Here is a 20,665-nt window from a genome sequence, read left to right as displayed (position 1 = left end):
ACAACTTGGGGCTTGTATGCTCTTTTGGAGATAGAAAAAGGAAGGGCGAAAAATGCTAAAAAATTGCTATTCCCTTACATTTGAAAATAAAAAGGGAGTCGGGAAAACCCCTTAATTTCTAAAAACATTCTGCATAGAAAATCCGTTTTGTGCATCTATACCTTATTTTTCAAATGCTTTTTGAGCCTTAGAAGGGCTATTTTTGGCACAAAAAAAATAGCGTGCTGCTTTTTGTTCTATTAAGCCCTTGTCAAAACTTCTTTTTTACGGCTATTCTTACCTTGTATAAGAGAAGGCAGTCTTTTTGTCTAAAAATCGTACCGACAAAAGCAGTTGCCTTTTTTCCAAACCTTTGGCTCGCTTATTTCTTTGTGCCTACAATGGTTTTTTGCTTCTTCTACTGCCTGCAAGCGGAAAGACTTTTAAGATGTTGCCCTTTGTTTTTCGCATAAAAAAAATACCCTAAGCCTTTCAAAAAGACTTAGGGTTTATTGGTTTGTATCTCTTTTTCAAAGACTTACAAATTGCCGCGTAGTGCCTGCTCGCGTTCTATCGACTCGAAAAGGGCTTTGAAATTGCCTTTGCCAAAGGAAGTTGCGCCTTCACGTTGGATAATTTCATAGAAAAGCGTTGGGCGGTCTTCCACAGGCTTGGTGAAGATTTGAAGCAGGTAGCCCTCGTCATCTCTATCTACCAAGATATTGAGTTTTTTGAGCTTTTCTACATCTTCTTTAATTGCCCCTACGCGCTCGCTTAGGTCGTCGTAATAGGTTTCGGGAACATACAAAAATTCGATACCACGACGACGCAATTCGCCTACTGTTTCGATAATATCGTCGGTAGCGATAGCGATATGCTGCACGCCTGCGCCGCGATAAAATTCGATGTATTCCTCTATCTGCGATTTTTTCCTACCTTCGGCAGGCTCATTGATAGGGAATTTGACGTAGCCATTTCCATTTGAAACTACTTTGGACATCAAAGCTGTGTATTCGGTAGAAATGTCTTTGTCGTCAAAGGTTACTAAGAGATTAAAGCCCATGACCTTTTGGTAAAATTCTACCCATTCGTTCATTTTGCCCAACTCTACATTGCCTACACAGTGGTCTACAAATTTGAAACCAACGGGCTTAACGGCAAAGTCTGACTTTTTAGGCACAAAACCGGGCATAAAAACGCCTTTGTAGTTTTTTCTTTCTACAAAAGTATGAACTGTATCGCCGTAGGTTTTGATAGAAGCCACTACCACTTCGCCATCTGCATCACGTAGGCGTTGGGGGGCATGTATCGAAACCGCGCCTCTGCTCATGGTGTCGTAGTATGATTTTTCGGCATCATCTACCCAAAGAGCCAAGACCTTCACGCCATCACCATGCAAGCGGACGTGTTCGGAAATTTCAGAATCGGGCAGTAGGGAGGTAGTGAATACGAAGCGAATCTTGCCTTGTTGTAGGACGTAGGAGGCTCTATCGCGCACGCCTGTTTCGGGTCCGGCATAGGCTACCAACTCAAAACCGAAGGCGTGTTGGTAGTAGTAGGCGGCTTGTTTGGCGTTTCCTACATAAAATTCGATGTGGTCGGTGCCGTTCAAAGGTAGGATGTCGGCGGTGGAATTGCTCATAGTGTTGGTGAATTTTGAGGTGTATAAAAAATGGTGCAAAGTAGGGTGGGGTCTTTGTTCTCAAAATTACGAATTTTGGCTTTTTTGTGCAAATTGTGAGCGTGCTTCTTCGCCTTCTGGTCGGAAATTGCTGGCGGTGCGTCTTTTTTTTAAAAAAAACGCCAAATAAAATTTGGATTCTGCCTTTATTGCCTACTTTCGCTATCTACCCTTTTGAGCAGGGTCGGGATTCTATACGCGCCTTCCATTTGCGATAGGTGGTTTGCGGCTTGGGAAAGTGGCAGCCCTATGGCGGAAACGAAAAGCGGATTTTGACTTTTGCCCCTCAAAACACGCGCTACCCCTTGTTGATTTTCTAAAAATGACCTTTTGGCAACGCCTATCACAGGCACACGCGCCTGCAAAGCCTCATAAAAATAAGCCCCTAAGCCTTTTTTTCCGTCTTGGTTCAAAAAGACATACCCATCAATTAACAACGTTTCCAAATCCTGATTTTGGTATTGTAGTTTTTGGGTCGTCTCTTCAAAATTTTGTAGGTATTTTTGGACAAACGCCAAAAGCAGGGGTAGCTCCCTTTTGAAAAATGCCCCTGATTCGTATTCGGCTATCGGATTGTGGGTGTTTTCAAAAAAGAAATCTAAGGTTTCGATGGCGTAGGGCGTGCTATCTTCCCAATGGCGAAAAAATACGCCTGCCACACGCGCTTTCTGGGGGCTATAATAGGCATCTAAGGCGAGGTTCATGGGGTAGTAATGTTAAGTTCTGCGAAAAGCCTTGTTTTGTTATAGTTTTGTAAAATTAGAAACGAAATAAAGTTTGGACTAAGCCTATGTAGCCTATGTTGGTTGGGTCTGAAAAGCCTTTTTTATCTCACTCTCATAGCGGATAAGACAATGCTTTGCCCTTACATTTGCATCTAATTTTTAGAATTTAACACCACTGGTTTATAGGATAGAAGGGCTATTTCTCACGCGCTATGGCGTATGCAACAAGGGCGAGCAGGGCTTCTTTGTAGGGCGAGGCGGGCAGTTCTTCCAATAGGGCTTCGGCTTGTATTCGGAAAGCCTGCATTTTGCCTTTGGCGTAGTCTAAGCCGCCTTTCTGCCGCACAAATTGTACGATTTCTTTTACCGTAGTGCTTTCTTCGTTCTTGTTTTTGAGCAGGTACAAGATATGTTTTCTCTCTTTGGTAGTGGCTTGGGTAAGGCTATAAATCAGCGGCAGGGTCATTTTGCGCTCTTTGATGTCTATGCCAATGGGTTTGCCGATGTCGGCAGTGCCGTAGTCAAAAAGGTCGTCTTTGATTTGGAAGGCGATACCGATTTTTTCGCCAAAATCCTGCATTTTAGCCACTATTTCGGGCGTAGCTCCTGCCGAAGCTGCCCCTACTCCACAGCAGGCAGCGATAAGGGTAGCGGTTTTTTGTCGGATAATTTCAAAATAAACGCTTTCGTCTATGTCTAACCGTCGCGCCTTTTCCATCTGCAAAAGTTCGCCTTCGCTCATTTCGCGCACCGCCTGTGAAACAAGGCGCAGGAGCTCGAAATCGTCATTATCGATGGAAAGCAGCAAGCCACGTGCTAAAAAATAGTCGCCTACCAAGACGGCGATTTTATTTTTCCAAAGGGCATTGACCGAAAAAAAGCCTCTGCGATAATTGGCATCATCTACTACGTCGTCATGCACAAGGGTTGCGGTGTGCAGCAGCTCGACCAAAGACGCGCCTCGATGCGTTGCCTCGCTAATCGTTCCGCACAAACCTGCTGTCAGGAATACAAACATCGGACGCATCTGCTTGCCTTTGCTCTTGACTACATAGTTGGTAATTTTATCCAAAAGCAATACGTCTGTTTTTAGAAAGCTACGAAACTTTTTCTCAAAATGATGTAATTCATCTGCAATCGGAGCTTGTATCTGTTCGATGGAAGGCTTCATAAAGGGGCTAAAAAATGAAACGAAAGAAGAAGGGCAGGACAAAAGTCCAACGGTTATTGGCTTAAACCGCTATCTAAGCAAAGTGTTGCAAATCCTAAGGCGTTGTTACAACGATAAAAGCCTTAAATACACCCCACCCCAAACCCCAGTGATGTTAAATTCTAAAAATCAGGTGCAAATGTAGGGACAAGGCATTGCCTTGTCCGCAGTGCGATTGAAATAAAAAAGGATTTTCAAACCCAAAAATAGGGTTCTGTCCAAATTTTATTTCGTGTCAAATTTGACAAAACAAGACTTTTTACAGAACTTAACATTACTGCCCCAAACCCCGCCCCCATAGGGCGGGGCTTTTATGCGGTATCATTTTTTTGCATTTATGCAAAAAAATGATTTGGTTTTCGAACCCTCCCCTATGGGGGGAGGGCAGCGTGGGGGTTCAGGAGGCTTGTGCAAAGCATAAAACCTCGTTTTTTGACATTCTGACCGTTGTAACAACACAAATCCTACCCTCCCAAAGAAGGCAGCGTAGGATTTGTAGCACAAGATTTAGAAAGATTATTGTTCTAATTGTGTATTGATGCGTTCCCAATATTCACCCGCCTTTTCCCAACGGTAGCGCGATTTGCCATCGGCATGGCGAATGAACACATCATTTACCTTCAAGCCGCCATAGGTGCTATCCTGATTGACTAACTTTTTATCCCAAATCATCTTGAAATCCACGACATGTTCCAAGCCGCCTTCGCGCATAAGCGTTCCCATCACAATTTCATCGGCGTTGATGCGGTAGAGCGTGTCGCGTAGGGTCTTTTTGATGCCCATATAGCGTTCCGACTTGGTTACTTGGTCTTTGATAGGCATGACCCCGGGCAGTCCTTTCTTAACCGAATTTTCTTTGAAGTGCTGGTCTATGACTCGCGCCATATATTCGGTATCTTTCCAAATTTCGGCAGGTGCTTCTCTTTCCTGTATCTGATTTTCAGTCTGTTGGCTACCTTTGTTTTCACAAGCTCCTAAAAAAAGGCTCATCAAACACAGAGCGGCAAGGGAAAAGGTAAGATGCCATTTTTTTCTCATAGTTGTCATAAGAAATTGCAATTTGAGGTGTTGTAAGTTTTGAAAAGATAGCGGATTTTGCTATTTTGTGGCTGAATTGGGCAGTAGGGGATTGTTGTTTGATGGGTTTCGGATAATTTTCAACTTTTCTAATTGTACGACCCTATCACTACAATCCTGCTGCAAAGTTAGTGCTTTGCAAGCAAGTTTCCCTAAAACTTTGCTTAAAAGCGCGTAATTCTCAATTTTTAGACTCGTTTTAGGCTGCGGCGCAAAACCTTGTAAGCAAACTTTGCGTTTGAAGCCTTAATCTCTTTTTTTATCCAAACCTAATTCAAACTAATTAAACGAAAAAAATGAAAATTCAGAAATCATTAGGCGCAATCCTACTCTTTTTGGCTGCCACCGCGCTTTTCTACGCCTGTAAAGGCGACGAGGAAATAGACCCCAATAAGCGCATGAACGCACGCATCGAGGGGCAGGCTTGGAACTCAAACACAGTTACGGGGGTAAAAACGGGCAATAATTTGGTCATCACAGGCATTAGCACTGCCGACGGGCAGAGCATTGCCGTTGCTTTTAGAGCCGAAGTAGGCGAATACAATTTGATTCTCGATTCTACCAGCGTGCAGGATAACGTTGTGCCTTCTGTTGTCTTGCGTACTGCCCCTGTCGGCGGCTCTACTTTGGCTTCAAATCTATGCACGCCCAATGTTAGTGGCAAAATCAATATCACCGCTATTGATACCCAAAACAAAACTGTTTCAGGGACTTTCGAGGCACGTGTTTGTGGTATCGGAGGTTCGCGCCAAATTACAGAAGGCAAGCTCAATGCTGTGAAGTACAACTAAAAAAGTGCCTATTCAGGTTTTTATCTCAAACCCTAAGTTTCTTTTAAAGACTTAGGGTTTATTTTTTCGCCGTTGTTTGTGTCCCACAAATAACTTATATATTTAAAACTATTTCTCGCCGTTGTTTGTGTCCCACAAATAACTTATATATTTAAAACTATTTCCAAACCAAATCCGCCCTCTTTTTCTACCAAAAGGCGATACTTGCCTCCCATTTTTTCCACTTGGCTCTTGATGATACCCATGCCGATACCGCGCCCCGCCAGATGGGACAATTTTTCTGCGGCTTGGGTAGAAAAACGGTCTTGAAAGATAAGCGATACAAGCCTTTCTGCGTCCATGTTTTCTAATTCGGCAGAGCTAAAAAGTTGTGTATCAAGGGCTTTTTGTCTAATTTTTTCTACATCTATTCCTGCGCCATTATCGCGATATGTAATGATTAGCTCGCCTTCTTTTAGGGTTTCAAAGTGGATAGAAATAAGTGGTTTTGTTGTTTTTTCTGCCCAAAATGCAAAGGCGTGTGCAAAACTATTGCGTATCAGGTGCAAAAAGATTTCGCCTAATAGCTCTATTTGGGTTTTATGCAGCCTTAATTGCGCCTCGATGTGCCAATCCAGACGCGCCTCTTGGCTTAGTGTTCCCTTTTTAAGCCCTTCCTGACTTAGGTTGCGGACAAGCAAATCGCATTTTTGTTTGAGTTTGTCGGGTGTTTCGTATTGCCAATTTTTTATTTTTTCTTGTAATAAAATAAGATTTTCTTGGGCTTTTTCTATTTGCGCTACTTTTAGTGCCGCCAAACTTTGCGCGACAAGTTGGCTCAAAGCATCTATTTCGGAAAGTGCAAGACGTAGGGAGGGGCTTGTCTTTTCCAAATCGTGCGTCGGCGCGTCAGCGGTCTTTGTCTGTTGCCAATAGGGGGTTAGAAAGTTGGATAGGGCTTTTTTGAAGGTGCTAAAATCAGAAAGGGCGGCAGGATTTTGGTTTTCCTTGTCAGGACTTTGAAAATAATTTTGTAGGAAAGAGCGCGTTTGCGGATAAGTAAAGAGATTAAAATGGGGAACACCCTCGAAGGTTAGGGGCAAAATATCGAGCTTACATTCATTTGTAAGAAAAAGGAAAATATTGCGCAATTCTTCGATTTTGAGTTTGGTCGAAATAAGGATAACCCATTCTTGGGCTTTCCCTTGTGCGAGGTTTTGAGCGTCTTGGGGGGTGGCAATATCAAAGATTGCGATTTCGGCTTCTATGGCTTGTAGGTCGTCTAAATGCAGGTGTGGCTTGATGCCTACTTTGGCGGTTTTGGTGGCAGGCTGGTAGTGTATCCAATAAGAAGCGATTTCTTTTTTGTGCAGCCCTTTTTTGTGATAGACCACTTTTTGGAGAAAGGCGGCATGCGATTCTGCATCTTTGCCCTGCAAGGGTTCGTGATGCAAAAGGTAGCGAAAGTGGCTGACGGCACTCAAAAAGAAGCCTTTTTCTGCCTGTGTAAGGCTATGTTGGGCTTGTGCCGTTTCAAAAAAAGATTCCAAAACATGAGCCGTTTCTGCCAAAGCTGCAAATCCAAAAAGGGCAGCACTGCCTTTGAGCGTGTGTAGAAAGCGAAAGGAGGCGAGGTCGAAGTTTTTATCCCAACTTTCAGAGGCGTACAAAAGACGCTCCCAATCGTTGATAAGGTTTTCTACTTCCGCAATAAAATGAGCATCAGCAACAAACATAGCAAAGGGGCTAAAATGATAAGGTAAGATAACACTTCTTATCCAAATTTTCAAATAAGCCTACGCAATACAAGTAACAAAAATCGCCTTTTTTGCATTTCTGCCTGCCTTTGTGCTTCCTTTCTAAGGATTGAAGCCCGCATTAGCCTTGTTTTTTCTTTTTTTTCCGAAAAAACGAAAAAGACTTTGTATTTCAAAACCTTAGCCTTATATTTGCGTTCAATAAATGACTCTTGGTCAGTTTTCTTATCTCTACTTACTGACCTCTACTTATTTCTCACTACCCTACTTGTATTGATTCCTATGGGCGTTTTAGAACGAAAAGCCAAAGAGAAAAAAATTCGGAAAAAAGCCATTGTAGATGCCGCCGAAAAAATCTTCTTCACACAAGGCATGGATAAGGCAACGATGGCAGATGTGGCACGTGAGGCAGAGTTGAGCAAAGGCACGCTCTATCTCTACTTCAAAAGCAAGGAAGAACTCTATAAAGCCATTATCTTGCGTGCTTTTCGCGTCTTGAAACGCTTGCTTCGTGCTGCTACGGATAAGGCGAAATCGGGCTACGACAATCTCATTGCCCTGACCCAAGCCTACGTAAATTTCGCTTTCGAGTATCCCAACTACTTTAATACCATTTTAGACTACCAAAACGAAAATTTCAACTTAGACGGCAGCGAGCCAGAGTCCATCAAGACCTTAGAAGAGGGAAATTCTGTTATGGAAATCCTTATCAATGTCTTACGGCAAGGTATCAAAGATGGTAGTCTCTTTTGCCCTACCGACCCCAGCGAGGCGGCTTTTGTCCTTTGGGGACAACTAACGGGCGTTTTGCAGGTAATTAAGCGAAAGATGCAAATTATTCATCACTATTTTAGCATCAGCCGCGAGGATATGCTCAAAACCTATTTCCACTATTTAGAAAAGACCCTGCGCATCAATCCGCTCTAATACAAAAAGTAGGCGAGCGCAGCCTCTTTTTTCTATTTTCAAATTCTTGTTTCATATTTTTTCAAATAGTTTCTAAAAATCTCTACCCTCATGACAAAAATAAGCAATAAAGTAGTCCTCATTACGGGCGGTGCAAGCGGAATTGGCAAAATCTTAGGTCAGAAATGCTTGCAAAAAGGCGCGTCCGACCTCATCATTTGGGACATCAACCAAGACAACCTCGATGCCGTCAGTGCCGAATTGCGCAGGGAAGGCTATCGCGTACATGCCTACCGCGTAGATGTTTCAAGTTTAGACGACATCAAAACTGCCGCCACCGACGTTTTAGCCGAAATCGGAACGGTCGATATTCTTTTCAACAATGCAGGCATTGTGGTAGGCAATAAATATTTTGACGAACACAGCCATGAGGACATCGAGCGCACCCTCGACATCAACGTCGCAGGCGTGATGCACATTGCGCGTGTTTTTATCGGCGGCATGTTGGATAAAAGAGGCGGACACATCATCAATATCGCCTCGGCTTCAAGCCTTACGCCAAACCCGCGCATGTCGGTCTATGCAGGTAGCAAATGGGCGGTATTGGGCTGGTCGGAATCGTTGCGCATCGAAATGGAGAAGAAAAATAGCAATGTGCAGGTTACAACCGTTATGCCGAGTTACATCAAAACGGGTATGTTCGAGGGCGTAACTGCACCCCTTCTCACCCCACTTTTAGAACCCGAAGACATCTGCAATAGCATTATCGAGGCAGTGGAAAACAACGAAATTTTAGTTTCAGAGCCGCTGATGGTTAAGTTTTTGCCCCTACTGCGCGGCGTTTTGCCTGCTCGCATGTACGACTTTTTGGCGGAAAATGTCTTCGAAGTCTATAACTCTATGGACAAATTCATTGGCAGAAATGGGCGCAACGTAGAGGTGGCAGAGCGCAAGCGCGACAATGCCCCTTTGAGTGGCGCAGTAGAAGAAAAGGAAATCGAGCCTTTGAGTTAGGACAAGCTATAAAAACTATCTTTTCGCTAAAAAGAGATAGCTTATAGCAACTTTCTTAGGTTCTTTACGTTTGTGTTGTTTATTGTTTGTGTTTGTGTGTTGGGTAAAACCTGCTTTTCTTTGAGAGGCGGGTTTTCTTTTTGGTGGGATTTGTTTATGATTTATATGAAATTATTTTTGATGTAATAAATCATTTTTTATATAAAGGCAGGTAAATTATCGCAAAAACGGTTTTCAAATTTGCTATTAGTGTCCCTGCAAAGCAGCACGAACCCAATTTAGGCAAACAAAGGTCAGGCAAAAAGACATTGATACGGGAGTTTTAAAATTGCGAAAAATTGGGTCTTGCGCCTAATTTCCTCCTGTGATAGTTTCTTTTGTGGGTCGTAATCGAGTGCTTCCAAAGGCAGCCCCTGTGCGTCGCAGACGAGAAAATCAATTCTTAGACTTTGCAAACTTTCTATATCGCCTTCTAAAAGGGTAGCCATTTCTTGTTTTGCGCTTTCACTTTGCTGGGTCAGAAAAACGCCCAAATCGAGGCTTGGGTAGACAAAATATTTTTCGCGCCTTAGCTCCTTGAAATAATTTAGGTGCAGCGGACTGCGGAAAATCGATACTTGCGCCAAAGGGCTTTCTATTGTGTTTGTCTTTTTTTGCCCTATTTTTCGTGCTTCGCGCCTTTTTTCGGCTTCTTGCTCACAGGTTTTACACAAAAAAGGCTGCGGATTTTCCCACGCTTGGTAGCTAAATATTTTGAGATTGTCGTAAAAATCGCCCCTACGTTCAAAGTAGTAGGCAGGCAGCCCACAAAGTTGGCAGCGCGATTTTTTGATAAAAGCCCTGCAAAAGGCACGCACACGCCGCTGCACTTGGGCAGGTTTGAGGCGAAAGCGAAGCCCTACTTCTGCAATCGTATAGCGGAAAGCGTCCTCTTCGATGAGCCAATAGGTCTTGCAAAGTTCGCGGTCGGTTTCGTCTTCGGTAAAAAATTCTAAGCCGATTTCGGGAATGAGTTTGGGCATAAAAGACTTTTTTTTGTGCCAAATGAGGCAGTAGGCAAAAATAGCTTTTTTTGTCCAAATCGTCGCCGTTCTGGGGGCTTGTTTTCTAATTTTGCCAAAAATTTGTATCTTGCTACTTGCTTTCACAAGGGAAAACCCTTTTTCTAAAATCAAAAAATTACAATTCTTTTTAAAAAAATGCTTAATATGAAAATTATATTATTGATGTTTGTCGCAGTGGTAATGTTTTTTGCCTCCTGCCAAAAGACGGCTACCGTTTCGCTACAAAAAGCGACTTTCAAAGTGCGTGGCAACTGTGAAATGTGCAGGGAGCGCATAGAAAATGCAATAGGCGACCTCAAAGGCATAGAAACTGTGCAATGGACTGCCCAAACCGAAGAAGCCGTCGTGGAGTTCAATCCTGCCAAAGTTACCCAAGCCGACATGGAAAAGGCTGTGGCTAAAAGCGGACACGACACCCAAAATGAAAAAGCAACTGACGAGGTCTATAAAACACTGCCCGACTGCTGCCTATATCGCGACCAAAAGTCAAATCACCACTAACAAATTAGAAATGAATACCTATCAATTCAAAACAAATATCAAATGTGGCGGCTGCATTGCACAAGTCAAACCCATTTTTGACGCCCAAACCGCCATCGATACTTGGGAAGTGGATACCCAAAACCCTGATAAAATTCTGACCATCACCACTTCCGAACTTTCGCCTACCCAAGTTCAGGAGCTGGTTCAGAAGGCAGGTTTTAGGGCAGAATTGGCAGAAAGTAAGGTGTAGCAAACTTCAAAATGTTTCGGTCTGATACGTGATATTTTAATTTTTTTGCAAAATAATACTTAAAAACTTTCGTTTTTATAGGGTAGTGTTTTCAATGCTACCCTATAAAAATTTATACCTTATTCTTCAAAATATGCTCAAAAAACTGCGCTCACTCGATTGGGCAAAACTCTCGCACGTCTATGGCAGTGCAGCCGATTTGCCCGACTTGATAGAAGGATTGGCTTCAAATGAAGAGGAAATGCGACAAGATGCTTTAGACGCACTTACTGCCGCTTTGATACAAAAGGGACTGCTTTTTTCGGCATCAATAGCGGCGATTCCTTTTTTATTGGAGCTATTAGAAAATGAAAAAACGCCTGATAGGTGGAGCATTTTTTGGCTCTTGGGCATGTTGTATCAGGGCAAGATGCAGGCAGGTCTGAAAGGCGACCCCAAAGCAGAGGTGCAGAAGGGAAAAGCCATCTTAGTAAAGTTTCTAAGCAAGGCAGCCGCTAAGACCAAAAAAATGCAACTTGAATACAACGACGAATTAGCCCCTGATTTGCTCGCCGACCTAAAAACTTGGGGCGCAAGTCTTTAAATTGTACCAAAAATAAAACAAAGAGAGGGAAACTTTTTCTCCCTGCTCGGCGTTTTTGCTCAAAAGTGCCGTAGAAAAGGCTTACTTCGGCATTAACCCCGCAGGTCGCAAGCTCGATTCTTGCCCTTTTTTTGCAAAAAAAAGGTAGAGCAGTGGTAGCTCGGCGCAAAAAGTGCCTTTTCGCTTGTCGCCTTTTTTATTTTAAGTTTATGCTAAAATATTTTTGTAAAATAAAAAAGTTGAGTGAATTTTTAGTATAAAAACAAAAAAAGAAAAGTCTTGCCCCTTTTGCTGCAAAGCATTTAGGGGCTTTTTGTTTGAAAAACAAAACGAATAGCAAGCAACTTTCTTGCTCAAAATAGCGTTTTTACTTGAAAGTGCCGTAGAAAAGGCTTACTTCGGCTCATTACCCGCAGGTCGCAAGTTCGATTCTTGCCCTTTTTCTGAAAAGAGAAAGGTGGAGCAGTGGTAGCTCGGCGTAAAAAAGTGCCTTTTCGCTTGTCGCCTTTTTTGTTTTCTTGTGTTTGAAAAGCCTTTGTGGGCGAATATTTCACCTTATTATTTCATTTTATCGCGCCAAAATCTTATGACCCAAAATACCATGACACTCACCGAAAAACGCGAAGCACTCATCAAAAAAATCCAAAAGATGCCCGAAGCGGCAGTGGATAAGCTATTGGCTGCCCTTGCGCCCCCAGCAGAGGAGCAGGTAGAGAAAAGACAGCAAGAAGTGGAAGCAATTATTAAAAATGATTTCAAAAGGTATCACAACGTTTTTAAAGCCCTTTCTTAAAATGAATCACTTAGAAAAACAAGACATTATTCTCATCAATAAACTAACTATTGCTGATGTGGGTGGCAATTTCGTGCCGCCCTATAACTTTCTTCACGAGGAAAGTTTGGATTACCTTTTAGAAGCAGCGCAGATGGAAATATTTGGCGAACCGCTTTATCCTACGATACCCCAAAAAGCGGGGCTTTATATGTTTAGCATTATTTCTAATCATATTTTTCAAGATGGAAATAAGCGCACAGGACTGGAAGCCGCTCTTTTATTTCTACAATTAAATGGTTATGACTTGATAATTGATGAGGAAATGCTTATCAATTTCACACTTTCTGTGGCTTCGGGCGAACAGACTTTGGAAACGGTGCAGGCTTGGTTTGAAAAACATATTCAACAAAAATAATGCAGTCGTTTTCAAGATGTCTATTTGTTTCATTTTTTGAAATGTAGCTATTTTTCCTTAACTTTGCAAACAAAAGAGTGCCGTAAAAAAGGATTTCCTCGTAACTATAACGGTTCTAAGGTAGCGTAATTCGGGCGACCGAACTAGCGAAATCGGGTTAAAAACCGATAGGGTGAAATGAAGTTCTTGAGCTTTGCAAGTCTCTCTGAGATGTAGAATCGCCGGCTCAATGCCCCACTCATTCTTTTATTAGCATGAAGGGTAAAAGCGACAGCCTTTTAAGGCTAACTTCCTTTTTGCCTGTAGCCTCTTTTTTTTATTTTTCACAGCATCAATTAAACTTTTAGCGCATGAACCCCGAACAAGCAAAGCACCTTAACTGTGAACTTATCTATAAGGCAGAGTTTGATGAATTGATAGAAAAATACCAAAAACAAATCAAAGAAAAGCATTACACAAAAGCCATGGAAAACATCAGCGAAGCGTATCACTTGATTGCAGAAATGAACATGGATTTTGGGGTAAATCCCGAAAAGTTTAATCGTAAGCAACTTTGCATAGATTGGGCTTTTTGTTACGAGCAACTGGGCAAATATGCGGAGGCTGAAGAGATGAAAAAAATGAGCGAAGGGCATTAAAACTGATGAATGTAGAATTTTTTTGCAAAAAAAATCATACAATTATTCATCAATAAATAAATGAAATGTATTTCCATTATCAAGCCTTAAACGACTTTTTTACCTACTACTATTTTCACTACATTCAGTACAAGCAGTTTGAGGACGAATGTAGTCTTATCAAAGCCTATCAAACACAAACGCCCAAGCAGGCAGTAATTTTGTGCCATGAAATAAACGCCATCTTAGAGGGTGTAACTGACCTCAATCAAGGTGAAATCACAAGTCAAATCCGTAGCTTACCCAAAGGGTTTGGCAGGATAAAGCCTTTTCGCAAGATTGAGGAAGTATTGGTATTTTTGGAATTAGTAAAAAAGACCTTAGAAAAGTAGCCCGAAGCTCCAGCTTCGGTAGAAACTATAAAATACAATAAGCGAAGCTGGAGCTTTGCACTACAGTAGCCCGAAGCCCTAACTTCGGGCTGGGGCTAAAACAAGCAACTACTTTCTACTATTCAGGTGTATGCCGCAAAATAAATACAAGTAGGCAAACCAATTTTGCAAAGTGAGCGTTTTTGAGATACCGTAACCCGAAGCTCCAGCTTCGGATTACAGCAAAGCAAACCTAAGAAAAAAACACTGCCTTATGACCTTAATAGAACAACTCAAACAAGCCCCTGACGTGGTTCTGATTATCCAAAAAATGCAAGCCTATTTGAAGGAGGAGGCTCAAAAAAGGCAGGAATTTTTGGAAATGGTACACGAAGATGTAAAAGCGGAATTTATCAACGGCGAAATTATCTTACACTCACCCGTAAGAATGGCGCATTTGAGGGTGAGCAGCCGTCTTTCAAAACACCTTATGAACCACGTTGATGACGACAATTTAGGCTTTGTGGGCATAGAAAAAATGATGATTACCCTTTCACGAAATTGCTATGAGCCTGATATTGTGTTTTATCGCAAGGCAATCTCTGATACTTTTACAGCAGACCAAAAGCTATTCCCTGCCCCTGATTTAGTGGTAGAAATCCTTTCGGAAAGCACGCGAAAGAATGACTACGGAGTCAAGTTTCAAGATTATGCAGCGCACAATGTAGGTGAATATTGGATAGTAGATGCAGAAGAAGGCAAAATAGAGCAATATGTGTTGATAGAAAATCAATTTGAACTGCAAGCCTCGCTCTCTAAAACGGACACTTTGGCTTCGGTTGTGGTGCATAAATTGACTATAGATTTATCTAAGATTTTTGAGTGATTTTTAGTACCGAAAAAAAAAATACATTTTATCTAAATTTTATGAACATAAATAATCTAATTCAAACCTACCTTGAAAGTGAGGCAGATGCACGATTTGCGCTGGCAAAAGCACACTTTCCTACCCTTGAAGGCAAGGCATTTGAAACCTTTGCAGATGTTTTTATTGACCAAAATTCAGAGGATTTTGAGGGTTTGAGGCAGGAAGCGATTGCGCAAGTGCTGACCATCTTTGAGTCTGAAACGTCAAAATTGATGCAGTTTATTGATTATTTGGCACTCAATTTTTGTGTGGGGAGGCTCTTGGATAATGGATTTTGTGATGTGATTTGGTATCAAAAGCTCAAAGCCATAGATTTGTTGCAATACAGTGGCATTGTTCCCAGCGGCGACCTCCACGACCGCACATTTTATTACCGCAATCATCAGGATAAAGACCCGCTTATAGACCGACTGCGTTTTGTGGAAAAGGCAGAAAATTCTGGTTTGTACCCTGATTGGGTCATTCCTTTTTTAATGTCTATGTTACACCCCGAAGATTACAGAGATGTGGGGCATAACGTTGGACGTATGCTTCATTTTTATACAAAAGAAAAAATCGTGCATTATATAAATCATTTGATAGCCAACCCCAATATTTTGAAGCGCAAATATCCCAATTCTGAAAAAATACCGCCCTACACTTTGGAGGAATATCTATCTCATTTATACCATAATTTGAGTTACAGTGGTTTTGGTTTTCACTCAAATCAAGTAGTGAAACTCACAAGTTTCCTCAAAACCGCCACCTTTAAGTATTTCAAAGAACTCAAAGCGGGTATGCCTCTTGCAGAATATGAGGCGTATTTTGGTGAGATAGAAGCAGATGCACGACACTACTACGAGCGTGATAATGCCTCCTTCGGTTTTTCGTATTTTACAGATGAAGGCACAGAGTTGATGTTTGTGGAGGGGGTATTGCGAACAATTAGCCTCGATGCACAAAACGGCAGGCACTATGTGTCGGGCAATCACGTCCTCAGCAGTAAAACGAATTTGAACAGCGTTTTAAGCCTCTTAGAAGAAATAGAAACAACTTGGGAATTTATGCCCCAATATACCTTTAAACAACAGGCTTTGATTCAGACAGATACAGGTGTTCAGTTTTCTTTTCAATATGCGCAGGGCGAGGGTTTGAGGCTGTCTAAGATTCAGGTGTATGCCACAAAATAATTACTGTAACCCGAAGCTGGAGCTTCGGTAGAAACTATAAAATACAATAGGCGAAGCTGGAGCTTCGCACTACAGAATATGGAACTTCAAAAAATCATCGAACTTTTAGAAAGCAACGACAAAGCAAATGTTTTCTTGGCTTTGGAACTGGCGCAAAACTACCAAGCAGAGTTTGAGGTGCATTATGGGACTACTGTGGAGAACTACAAGATACTCTTCGATTGGTTTGATAGACAAGCGTTTCATGGGAAGATGATTCCTCTGAAAAGAACCCATCTTGACTTGTCAGAGTTTGGTTTACACCAAATTCCTGCCCAAATTGCTTTGCTTGCACAGCTAAAATGGTTAAACCTTTCTGGAAATCATTTCAAGATATTGCCGCCCGAAATAGGGAAACTCTTGCGTTTAGAAACCCTACTTTTGTGCGAATGCCCTTTGCGAACCTTGCCTCCTGAAATCGGGCAACTCGCTCAACTTAAAGAACTGAATATAGAAGATAATGTCCTTGAAAGCTTGCCGCCTGAAATTGCTCACCTCAAGCACTTAAATGAGATTAATCTTAGAGAAAACCACTTCAAAAATTTCCCTTCAGGCATCTGCGGTCTAAAAAAATTACAGAACTTAGATTTGGCTGCCAACCAAATTCAAACCTTACCTGCCGAAATTGGACAACTTTCCTCTTTGGGTGAGCTGTATCTAAATCATAATCAACTCACTGAAATTCCTCCTGAAATCGGCAGACTTGCATCGCTGTATTACTTAGATGTACGCAGCAACCAACTCACAAGCCTTCCATCTGAAATTGGACAACTGAAGGATTTAGAACATCTTGACGTATCACACAATTGCCTCCAAACTCTGCCCGATACGCTGTTAGAACTTCCTTATGTAAATATTTATGTAGCGGGAAATTCTGATTTGAAAGTCTCAGATAAATTACGAAATAGTGGAAAATTGATTTTTGAGTAGCCCGAAGTCCCAGAAAAACAAAATAATTGAATCATAAAATTTTAGAATATGCAACCCCAACACTATACCGAGTTTTTAGAGGAGCTTCGTAGCCTTGTGTTACAATCGAAGACCAAAGCCCTATTGCAGGTCAATCAGGAGCTGCTTTTCTTGTATTGGAATATTGGCAAAAAAATCATAGCCCAGCAGCAGGAAAAGGGCTGGGGCGCAAAAGTTGTGCAAAACCTTGCCCAAGATTTAAGCGCGAGTTTTCCCGATATGAAGGGCTTTTCGCTGCGAAACTTGAAAAATATGCAAAAGTTCGCCCTTGCGTATCCCGATTTTGAATTTGTGCAGCCAGTGGCTGCACAATTAAGCTGGACGCATCACGTCATTATTTTAGACAAATTCAAGGACCAAAAAACGCGCCTTTGGTACATCTTAAAATCGGTGGAACAGGGGTGGTCTAAGCGCGTTTTGATGCACCAAATTGATTTGCAAGCACATGCGCAATTCGGCACGCTACCCAACAATTTTGAGCATTTTTTGCCCAAACCGCAGTCGGAATTAGCGGCGCAATTATTCAAAGATGAGTACATTTTTGAATTTATTGCACAAAACGACAAATTCAGGGAAAAAGATTTTGAAAAGGAAATTACCCAAAATGTAACCGATTTTCTATTGGCTTTGGGCAAGGGTTTTTCGTATGTAGGAAGGCAATACCACTTGGAAGTAGGCGGACAAGATTTTTATTTAGACTTGCTTTTTTACCATTTTAAGCTCAAATGTTTTGTAGTAGTAGAACTAAAAATAGATGATTTCAAGCCTGAATATGTAGGAAAACTCAATTTCTACCTTTCGGCAGTAGATGATTTGCTCAAACAAGACAGCGACCAGCCCAGCATCGGACTGCTTCTCTGCAAATCTAAGAATGATGTAGTGGTAGAATACGCCCTGCGCGACGTGAGCAAGCCGATGGGAGTAGCCTCCTATCAGCTCACTAAAAAAATCCCCCATACGCTCAAAGACCAACTGCCCACAGAGGAGGATTGGGTCAAGATTCTGAATCAAATTAAAAAAAAATAGCCTAAGTGATGCCTGATACCGAACTTCAAAAAATCATCGAACTTTTAGAAAGCGACGACAAAACAAATGTTTTGTTGGCTTTGGAATTGGCTCAAAACTGTCAAAATGAGTTTGAAAATAATTATCAAAATTCATTAGAAGACTATAAAATCGTCTTAGAATGGGTGTGGGAATATTTGCCTGATGTGGAAAATCCTTTGATGCTGGACGGGTTAGAAATTCAAGGAAAAAAACTGACTTATATTCCATCACAAATAAAAATACTAAAAAAGTTGAGATGCCTTCTACTCAACTACAACGCGCTTCGTGTGATTCCTGCTGAAATTGCACAGCTAAAAAACTTGGAATATTTGTATTTGGGTGCAAATTCATTCACCGAGTTTCCGATAGAGGTTTGTCAATGTCAAAACTTAGTATCATTGGTCTTAGGGGGAAATCTTTTTGACACGATTTCGCCTCAAATAAAGCAATTAGTTCAGTTAGAATCGTTTAAATTACACAACGGCAAACTCAAAACGTTGCCGCCAGAAATAGGCGAATTGCAAAACCTGAAATCTTTACATTTGGAAAACAATCAACTTACGGCACTTCCGCCAGCAATAGGCGAATTGCGAAACCTGAAATCTTTACATTTGGAAAACAATCAACTTACGGCACTTCCGCCAGCAATAGGAAAACTCAAATTATTGCATACTTTGAATTTAGAAAAAAACCAACTCCAAACGCTGCCTACCCAAATTGGCGAGTTAGAATTTTTAGAAACATTAGATTTAGCGAAAAATCAACTCATAAATCTACCCAAAGAAATAGGAAAACTCAAAAAGGTGCGGCGCATTGATGCCATAAAAAATCAACTCACTACCCTGCCCGCTACGCTCTCGGAAATGAGCGAATTGTGTTATTTATGGCTTAGAGAAAACAAGATAAGCCACCTTCCAACTCAAATCGGCGAGCTAAAAAATTTGGAATACTTCAATCTTAGCAACAACCTACTCGAAACTTTGCCGAAGGAAATCGGACAAATCAGCTCTTTAAAAAGTCTTAGTTTAGAAAATAACCCACTTCAGGTGCTGCCTGATACGCTTTTGGATATTCCGAATGTGAAGATTCATGTAGCGGGAAATCCTGATTTGAAGGTGTCGGATAAACTGCGAAGCAGTGGGAAATTGATTTTTTAGCTTTTCAAAATTCTTCTTCTTCTTCTTCTTCAAAAATTTCGGATAAATCAATTTGCAGGTCGGAGAAAATGTGGGAGTTAAAAATTTCGTCTTCTGCAAAATTATTTTTTAGCTCATATTTTTCATTTTCATTTAAAATATATTGCTGCAAAACGTGTTCAGACGGATAGAGAACCCAATATTCTTTTACGCCACTTTCTTCGTAGAGTGCATACTTGGTTCTCATTTCTTTTTTCGAATTACCGGGCGAAAGGATTTCGATAATCAAATCGGGCGCACCGATACAACCGCGCTCATCTAATTTACTTTTATCGCAAATCACGCAAATATCAGGCTGCACAACGGTATAAATTTCTGTGTTTGCCTTCAAAGATTTTTTCTTATCCAAAAGGCGCACATCGAAGGGGGCGGAATAAACCTCACAAGCATTTTTTTGGAAAGCCATAAAGACCTTAACATATAACTTTCCTGATATTTTCTGGTGCTTCCTGCTCGGCGCAGGCGACATTTTAAAAATCTTACCCTTGATAAGTTCGACGCTCTGCTCGAAACGCCAAGTAAGATAGTCGGCGTATGTATAAGTGCCGTTTAGGTCTAAATCGTTGATGTCGGTGATGTATTTCATAATTTTTGATGTTGTTTAATATTTTTTTAAAGTTCTTCTTCTTCAAAAATTTCGGATAGGTCAATTTGCAGGTCGGCAAAAATGTGGGAATTAAAAACTTCGTCTTCTGCAAAATTATTTTTTAGCTCATATTTTTCATTTTCATTTAAAATATATTGCTGCAAAACGTGTTCAGACGGATAGAGAACCCAATATTCTTTTACGCCACTTTCTTCGTAGAGGGCATACTTGGTTCTCATTTCCTTTTTCGAATTACCGGGCGAAAGGATTTCGATAATCAAATCGGGCGCACCGATACAACCGCGCTCATCTAATTTACTTTTATCGCAAATCACGCAAATATCAGGCTGCACAACGGTATAAATTTCTGTGTTTGCCTTTAAAGATTTTTTCTTATCCAAAAGGCGCACATCGAAGGGGGCAGCAAAGGCGCGACAGGATTTTCCTTTGAGTTGGTTGTAAAAAATACCACTTAGGTTAAAGGAAATTTTCTGGTGCTTCCTACTGGGCGCAGGCGACATTTTAAAAATCTTACCCTTGATAAGTTCGACGCTCTGCTCGAAACGCCAGGTAAGATAGTCGGCATATGTATAAGTGCCGTTTAGGTCTAATTCGTTGATGTCGGTGATGTATTTCATAAAAACTGCCTGATGGGTGTAGCACAAAGATACGAAAAGTAGGCGATAAGTTCAAGCCCCAAAAGCTGGCGTTTGGGAAGTGCCGCTTGGGGCTATTTCGCCCCCACACGCTTTTTTGCCGACTCGTAGGCTCGCTTGGTATGTTCGTTGATGCGAAAGCCTAAGCGGTGTAGCTCTTTTTCTACATACCAAAAATCTTGTAGGCTGCGCACTTTTCTAAAGAGGGCAGAGAACAAGAAATTATAATTGTTCTCACTCTTAAAATTGCCTTTGCGTAAAGGGAATTTTTTTAGAAAGTCTTGATAATACGGCAGGGCTTTTTGGAAAGGTAAATCTCTTTTATTGACCAGCGTATTATAGGTAACTTCATTAGGTTTGATATTGGCGTTTGTCATCTTTTCAAACCATATTTCTGC

Annotated in this window: 24 protein-coding genes; 15 read left to right on the top strand and 9 right to left on the bottom strand. The window is 41.4% G+C overall.

The window, feature by feature from the left end; genetic code table 11:
* Window positions 1-517 precede the first annotated feature (517 nt).
* The 4 genes from hppD to G500_RS0105875 form a co-directional block, all read right to left on the bottom strand.
* Window positions 518-1,621, bottom strand: a complete 1,104-nt coding sequence (hppD, locus tag G500_RS0105905) for a 4-hydroxyphenylpyruvate dioxygenase (RefSeq protein WP_027001905.1) — start codon at window positions 1,619-1,621, stop codon at window positions 518-520.
* A gap of 185 nt (window positions 1,622-1,806) precedes the next feature.
* The gene (locus G500_RS0105895) at window positions 1,807-2,364 is read right to left on the bottom strand and encodes an endonuclease V (protein ID WP_027001904.1); all 558 of its coding nucleotides are present in this window, start codon (window positions 2,362-2,364) and stop codon (window positions 1,807-1,809) included.
* A gap of 217 nt (window positions 2,365-2,581) precedes the next feature.
* A complete protein-coding gene (locus tag G500_RS0105890; RefSeq protein WP_027001903.1) occupies window positions 2,582-3,556 on the bottom strand; it encodes a polyprenyl synthetase family protein in 975 nt (324 codons plus the stop codon).
* Window positions 3,557-4,111: 555 nt separating this feature from the next.
* Window positions 4,112-4,642, bottom strand: coding sequence for a hypothetical protein (locus tag G500_RS0105875; protein ID WP_027001901.1), 531 nt, complete (start codon window positions 4,640-4,642; stop codon window positions 4,112-4,114).
* Between the two features lie 326 nt (window positions 4,643-4,968).
* Here G500_RS0105875 and G500_RS0105870 point away from each other — a divergent pair, with 326 nt between their 5' ends.
* Window positions 4,969-5,463 (top strand): DUF6252 domain-containing protein, encoded by a 495-nt coding sequence (locus G500_RS0105870; protein ID WP_027001900.1) that lies wholly within the window; start codon window positions 4,969-4,971, stop codon window positions 5,461-5,463.
* Window positions 5,464-5,606: 143 nt separating this feature from the next.
* Here the strand turns inward: G500_RS0105870 and G500_RS0105865 are convergent, their stop codons facing one another.
* A complete protein-coding gene (locus G500_RS0105865; protein WP_161626087.1) occupies window positions 5,607-7,178 on the bottom strand; it encodes an ATP-binding protein in 1,572 nt (523 codons plus the stop codon).
* Window positions 7,179-7,391: 213 nt separating this feature from the next.
* Between G500_RS0105865 and G500_RS0105855 the strand changes: the two genes are divergently transcribed.
* Window positions 7,392-8,126 (top strand): TetR/AcrR family transcriptional regulator, encoded by a 735-nt coding sequence (locus G500_RS0105855; RefSeq protein ID WP_245574463.1) that lies wholly within the window; start codon window positions 7,392-7,394, stop codon window positions 8,124-8,126.
* 90 nt (window positions 8,127-8,216) lie between these two features.
* Entirely contained in the window at window positions 8,217-9,119 is a 903-nt protein-coding gene (locus G500_RS0105850; RefSeq protein ID WP_027001897.1) for an SDR family NAD(P)-dependent oxidoreductase, read from the top strand.
* Window positions 9,120-9,412: 293 nt separating this feature from the next.
* Here G500_RS0105850 and G500_RS0105845 read toward each other — a convergent pair whose 3' ends face one another.
* Entirely contained in the window at window positions 9,413-10,141 is a 729-nt protein-coding gene (locus G500_RS0105845) for a hypothetical protein (RefSeq protein ID WP_154657038.1), read from the bottom strand.
* Between the two features lie 186 nt (window positions 10,142-10,327).
* Between G500_RS0105845 and G500_RS0105840 the strand changes: the two genes are divergently transcribed.
* The 12 genes from G500_RS0105840 (at window position 10,328) to G500_RS22480 (ending at window position 18,986) form a co-directional block, all read left to right on the top strand.
* On the top strand, window positions 10,328-10,684 hold the full coding sequence (locus tag G500_RS0105840) for a heavy-metal-associated domain-containing protein (protein WP_027001895.1): 357 nt from the start codon (window positions 10,328-10,330) through the stop codon (window positions 10,682-10,684).
* Window positions 10,685-10,694: 10 nt separating this feature from the next.
* The gene (locus tag G500_RS0105835; protein ID WP_027001894.1) at window positions 10,695-10,916 is read left to right on the top strand and encodes a heavy-metal-associated domain-containing protein; all 222 of its coding nucleotides are present in this window, start codon (window positions 10,695-10,697) and stop codon (window positions 10,914-10,916) included.
* 133 nt (window positions 10,917-11,049) lie between these two features.
* Window positions 11,050-11,499: a hypothetical protein gene (locus G500_RS0105830; RefSeq protein WP_154657037.1), complete on the top strand. Its 450-nt coding sequence runs from the start codon at window positions 11,050-11,052 to the stop codon at window positions 11,497-11,499.
* 586 nt (window positions 11,500-12,085) lie between these two features.
* Window positions 12,086-12,292: a hypothetical protein gene (locus tag G500_RS0105810; RefSeq protein ID WP_027001891.1), complete on the top strand. Its 207-nt coding sequence runs from the start codon at window positions 12,086-12,088 to the stop codon at window positions 12,290-12,292.
* A gap of 1 nt (window position 12,293) precedes the next feature.
* A complete protein-coding gene (locus G500_RS22495) occupies window positions 12,294-12,689 on the top strand; it encodes a type II toxin-antitoxin system death-on-curing family toxin (RefSeq protein ID WP_051203318.1) in 396 nt (131 codons plus the stop codon).
* A gap of 350 nt (window positions 12,690-13,039) precedes the next feature.
* A complete protein-coding gene (locus tag G500_RS0105795) occupies window positions 13,040-13,327 on the top strand; it encodes a hypothetical protein (protein ID WP_027001890.1) in 288 nt (95 codons plus the stop codon).
* A gap of 65 nt (window positions 13,328-13,392) precedes the next feature.
* On the top strand, window positions 13,393-13,698 hold the full coding sequence (locus tag G500_RS0105785) for a hypothetical protein (protein ID WP_027001889.1): 306 nt from the start codon (window positions 13,393-13,395) through the stop codon (window positions 13,696-13,698).
* A gap of 253 nt (window positions 13,699-13,951) precedes the next feature.
* On the top strand, window positions 13,952-14,563 hold the full coding sequence (locus G500_RS22490; protein ID WP_035756432.1) for a Uma2 family endonuclease: 612 nt from the start codon (window positions 13,952-13,954) through the stop codon (window positions 14,561-14,563).
* A gap of 41 nt (window positions 14,564-14,604) precedes the next feature.
* Window positions 14,605-15,774, top strand: coding sequence for a hypothetical protein (locus tag G500_RS0105775; protein WP_154657036.1), 1,170 nt, complete (start codon window positions 14,605-14,607; stop codon window positions 15,772-15,774).
* A 78-nt stretch (window positions 15,775-15,852) separates the two neighbouring features.
* The gene (locus tag G500_RS22485) at window positions 15,853-16,743 is read left to right on the top strand and encodes a leucine-rich repeat domain-containing protein (RefSeq protein WP_051203317.1); all 891 of its coding nucleotides are present in this window, start codon (window positions 15,853-15,855) and stop codon (window positions 16,741-16,743) included.
* A gap of 48 nt (window positions 16,744-16,791) precedes the next feature.
* Window positions 16,792-17,808 (top strand): PDDEXK nuclease domain-containing protein, encoded by a 1,017-nt coding sequence (locus tag G500_RS0105765; RefSeq protein WP_027001887.1) that lies wholly within the window; start codon window positions 16,792-16,794, stop codon window positions 17,806-17,808.
* Window positions 17,809-17,816: 8 nt separating this feature from the next.
* Window positions 17,817-18,986: a leucine-rich repeat domain-containing protein gene (locus tag G500_RS22480; RefSeq protein WP_051203316.1), complete on the top strand. Its 1,170-nt coding sequence runs from the start codon at window positions 17,817-17,819 to the stop codon at window positions 18,984-18,986.
* A 4-nt stretch (window positions 18,987-18,990) separates the two neighbouring features.
* Here G500_RS22480 and G500_RS0105755 read toward each other — a convergent pair whose 3' ends face one another.
* From G500_RS0105755 to G500_RS22475, 3 genes are all read right to left on the bottom strand, one after another.
* On the bottom strand, window positions 18,991-19,611 hold the full coding sequence (locus G500_RS0105755) for a Uma2 family endonuclease (protein WP_027001886.1): 621 nt from the start codon (window positions 19,609-19,611) through the stop codon (window positions 18,991-18,993).
* 26 nt (window positions 19,612-19,637) lie between these two features.
* On the bottom strand, window positions 19,638-20,249 hold the full coding sequence (locus G500_RS0105750; protein WP_027001885.1) for a Uma2 family endonuclease: 612 nt from the start codon (window positions 20,247-20,249) through the stop codon (window positions 19,638-19,640).
* A 92-nt stretch (window positions 20,250-20,341) separates the two neighbouring features.
* Window positions 20,342-20,665, bottom strand: a 324-nt coding sequence (locus G500_RS22475; RefSeq protein WP_035756418.1) for a pentatricopeptide repeat-containing protein, incomplete at its 5' end; no start/stop codon positions are given.

It is taken from the genome of Hugenholtzia roseola DSM 9546 (assembly GCF_000422585.1).
GTDB lineage: Bacteria > Bacteroidota > Bacteroidia > Cytophagales > Bernardetiaceae > Hugenholtzia > Hugenholtzia roseola.
Note: the sequence above shows the minus strand (reverse complement) of the source record. Positions and strands in the feature narration are given on the sequence as shown.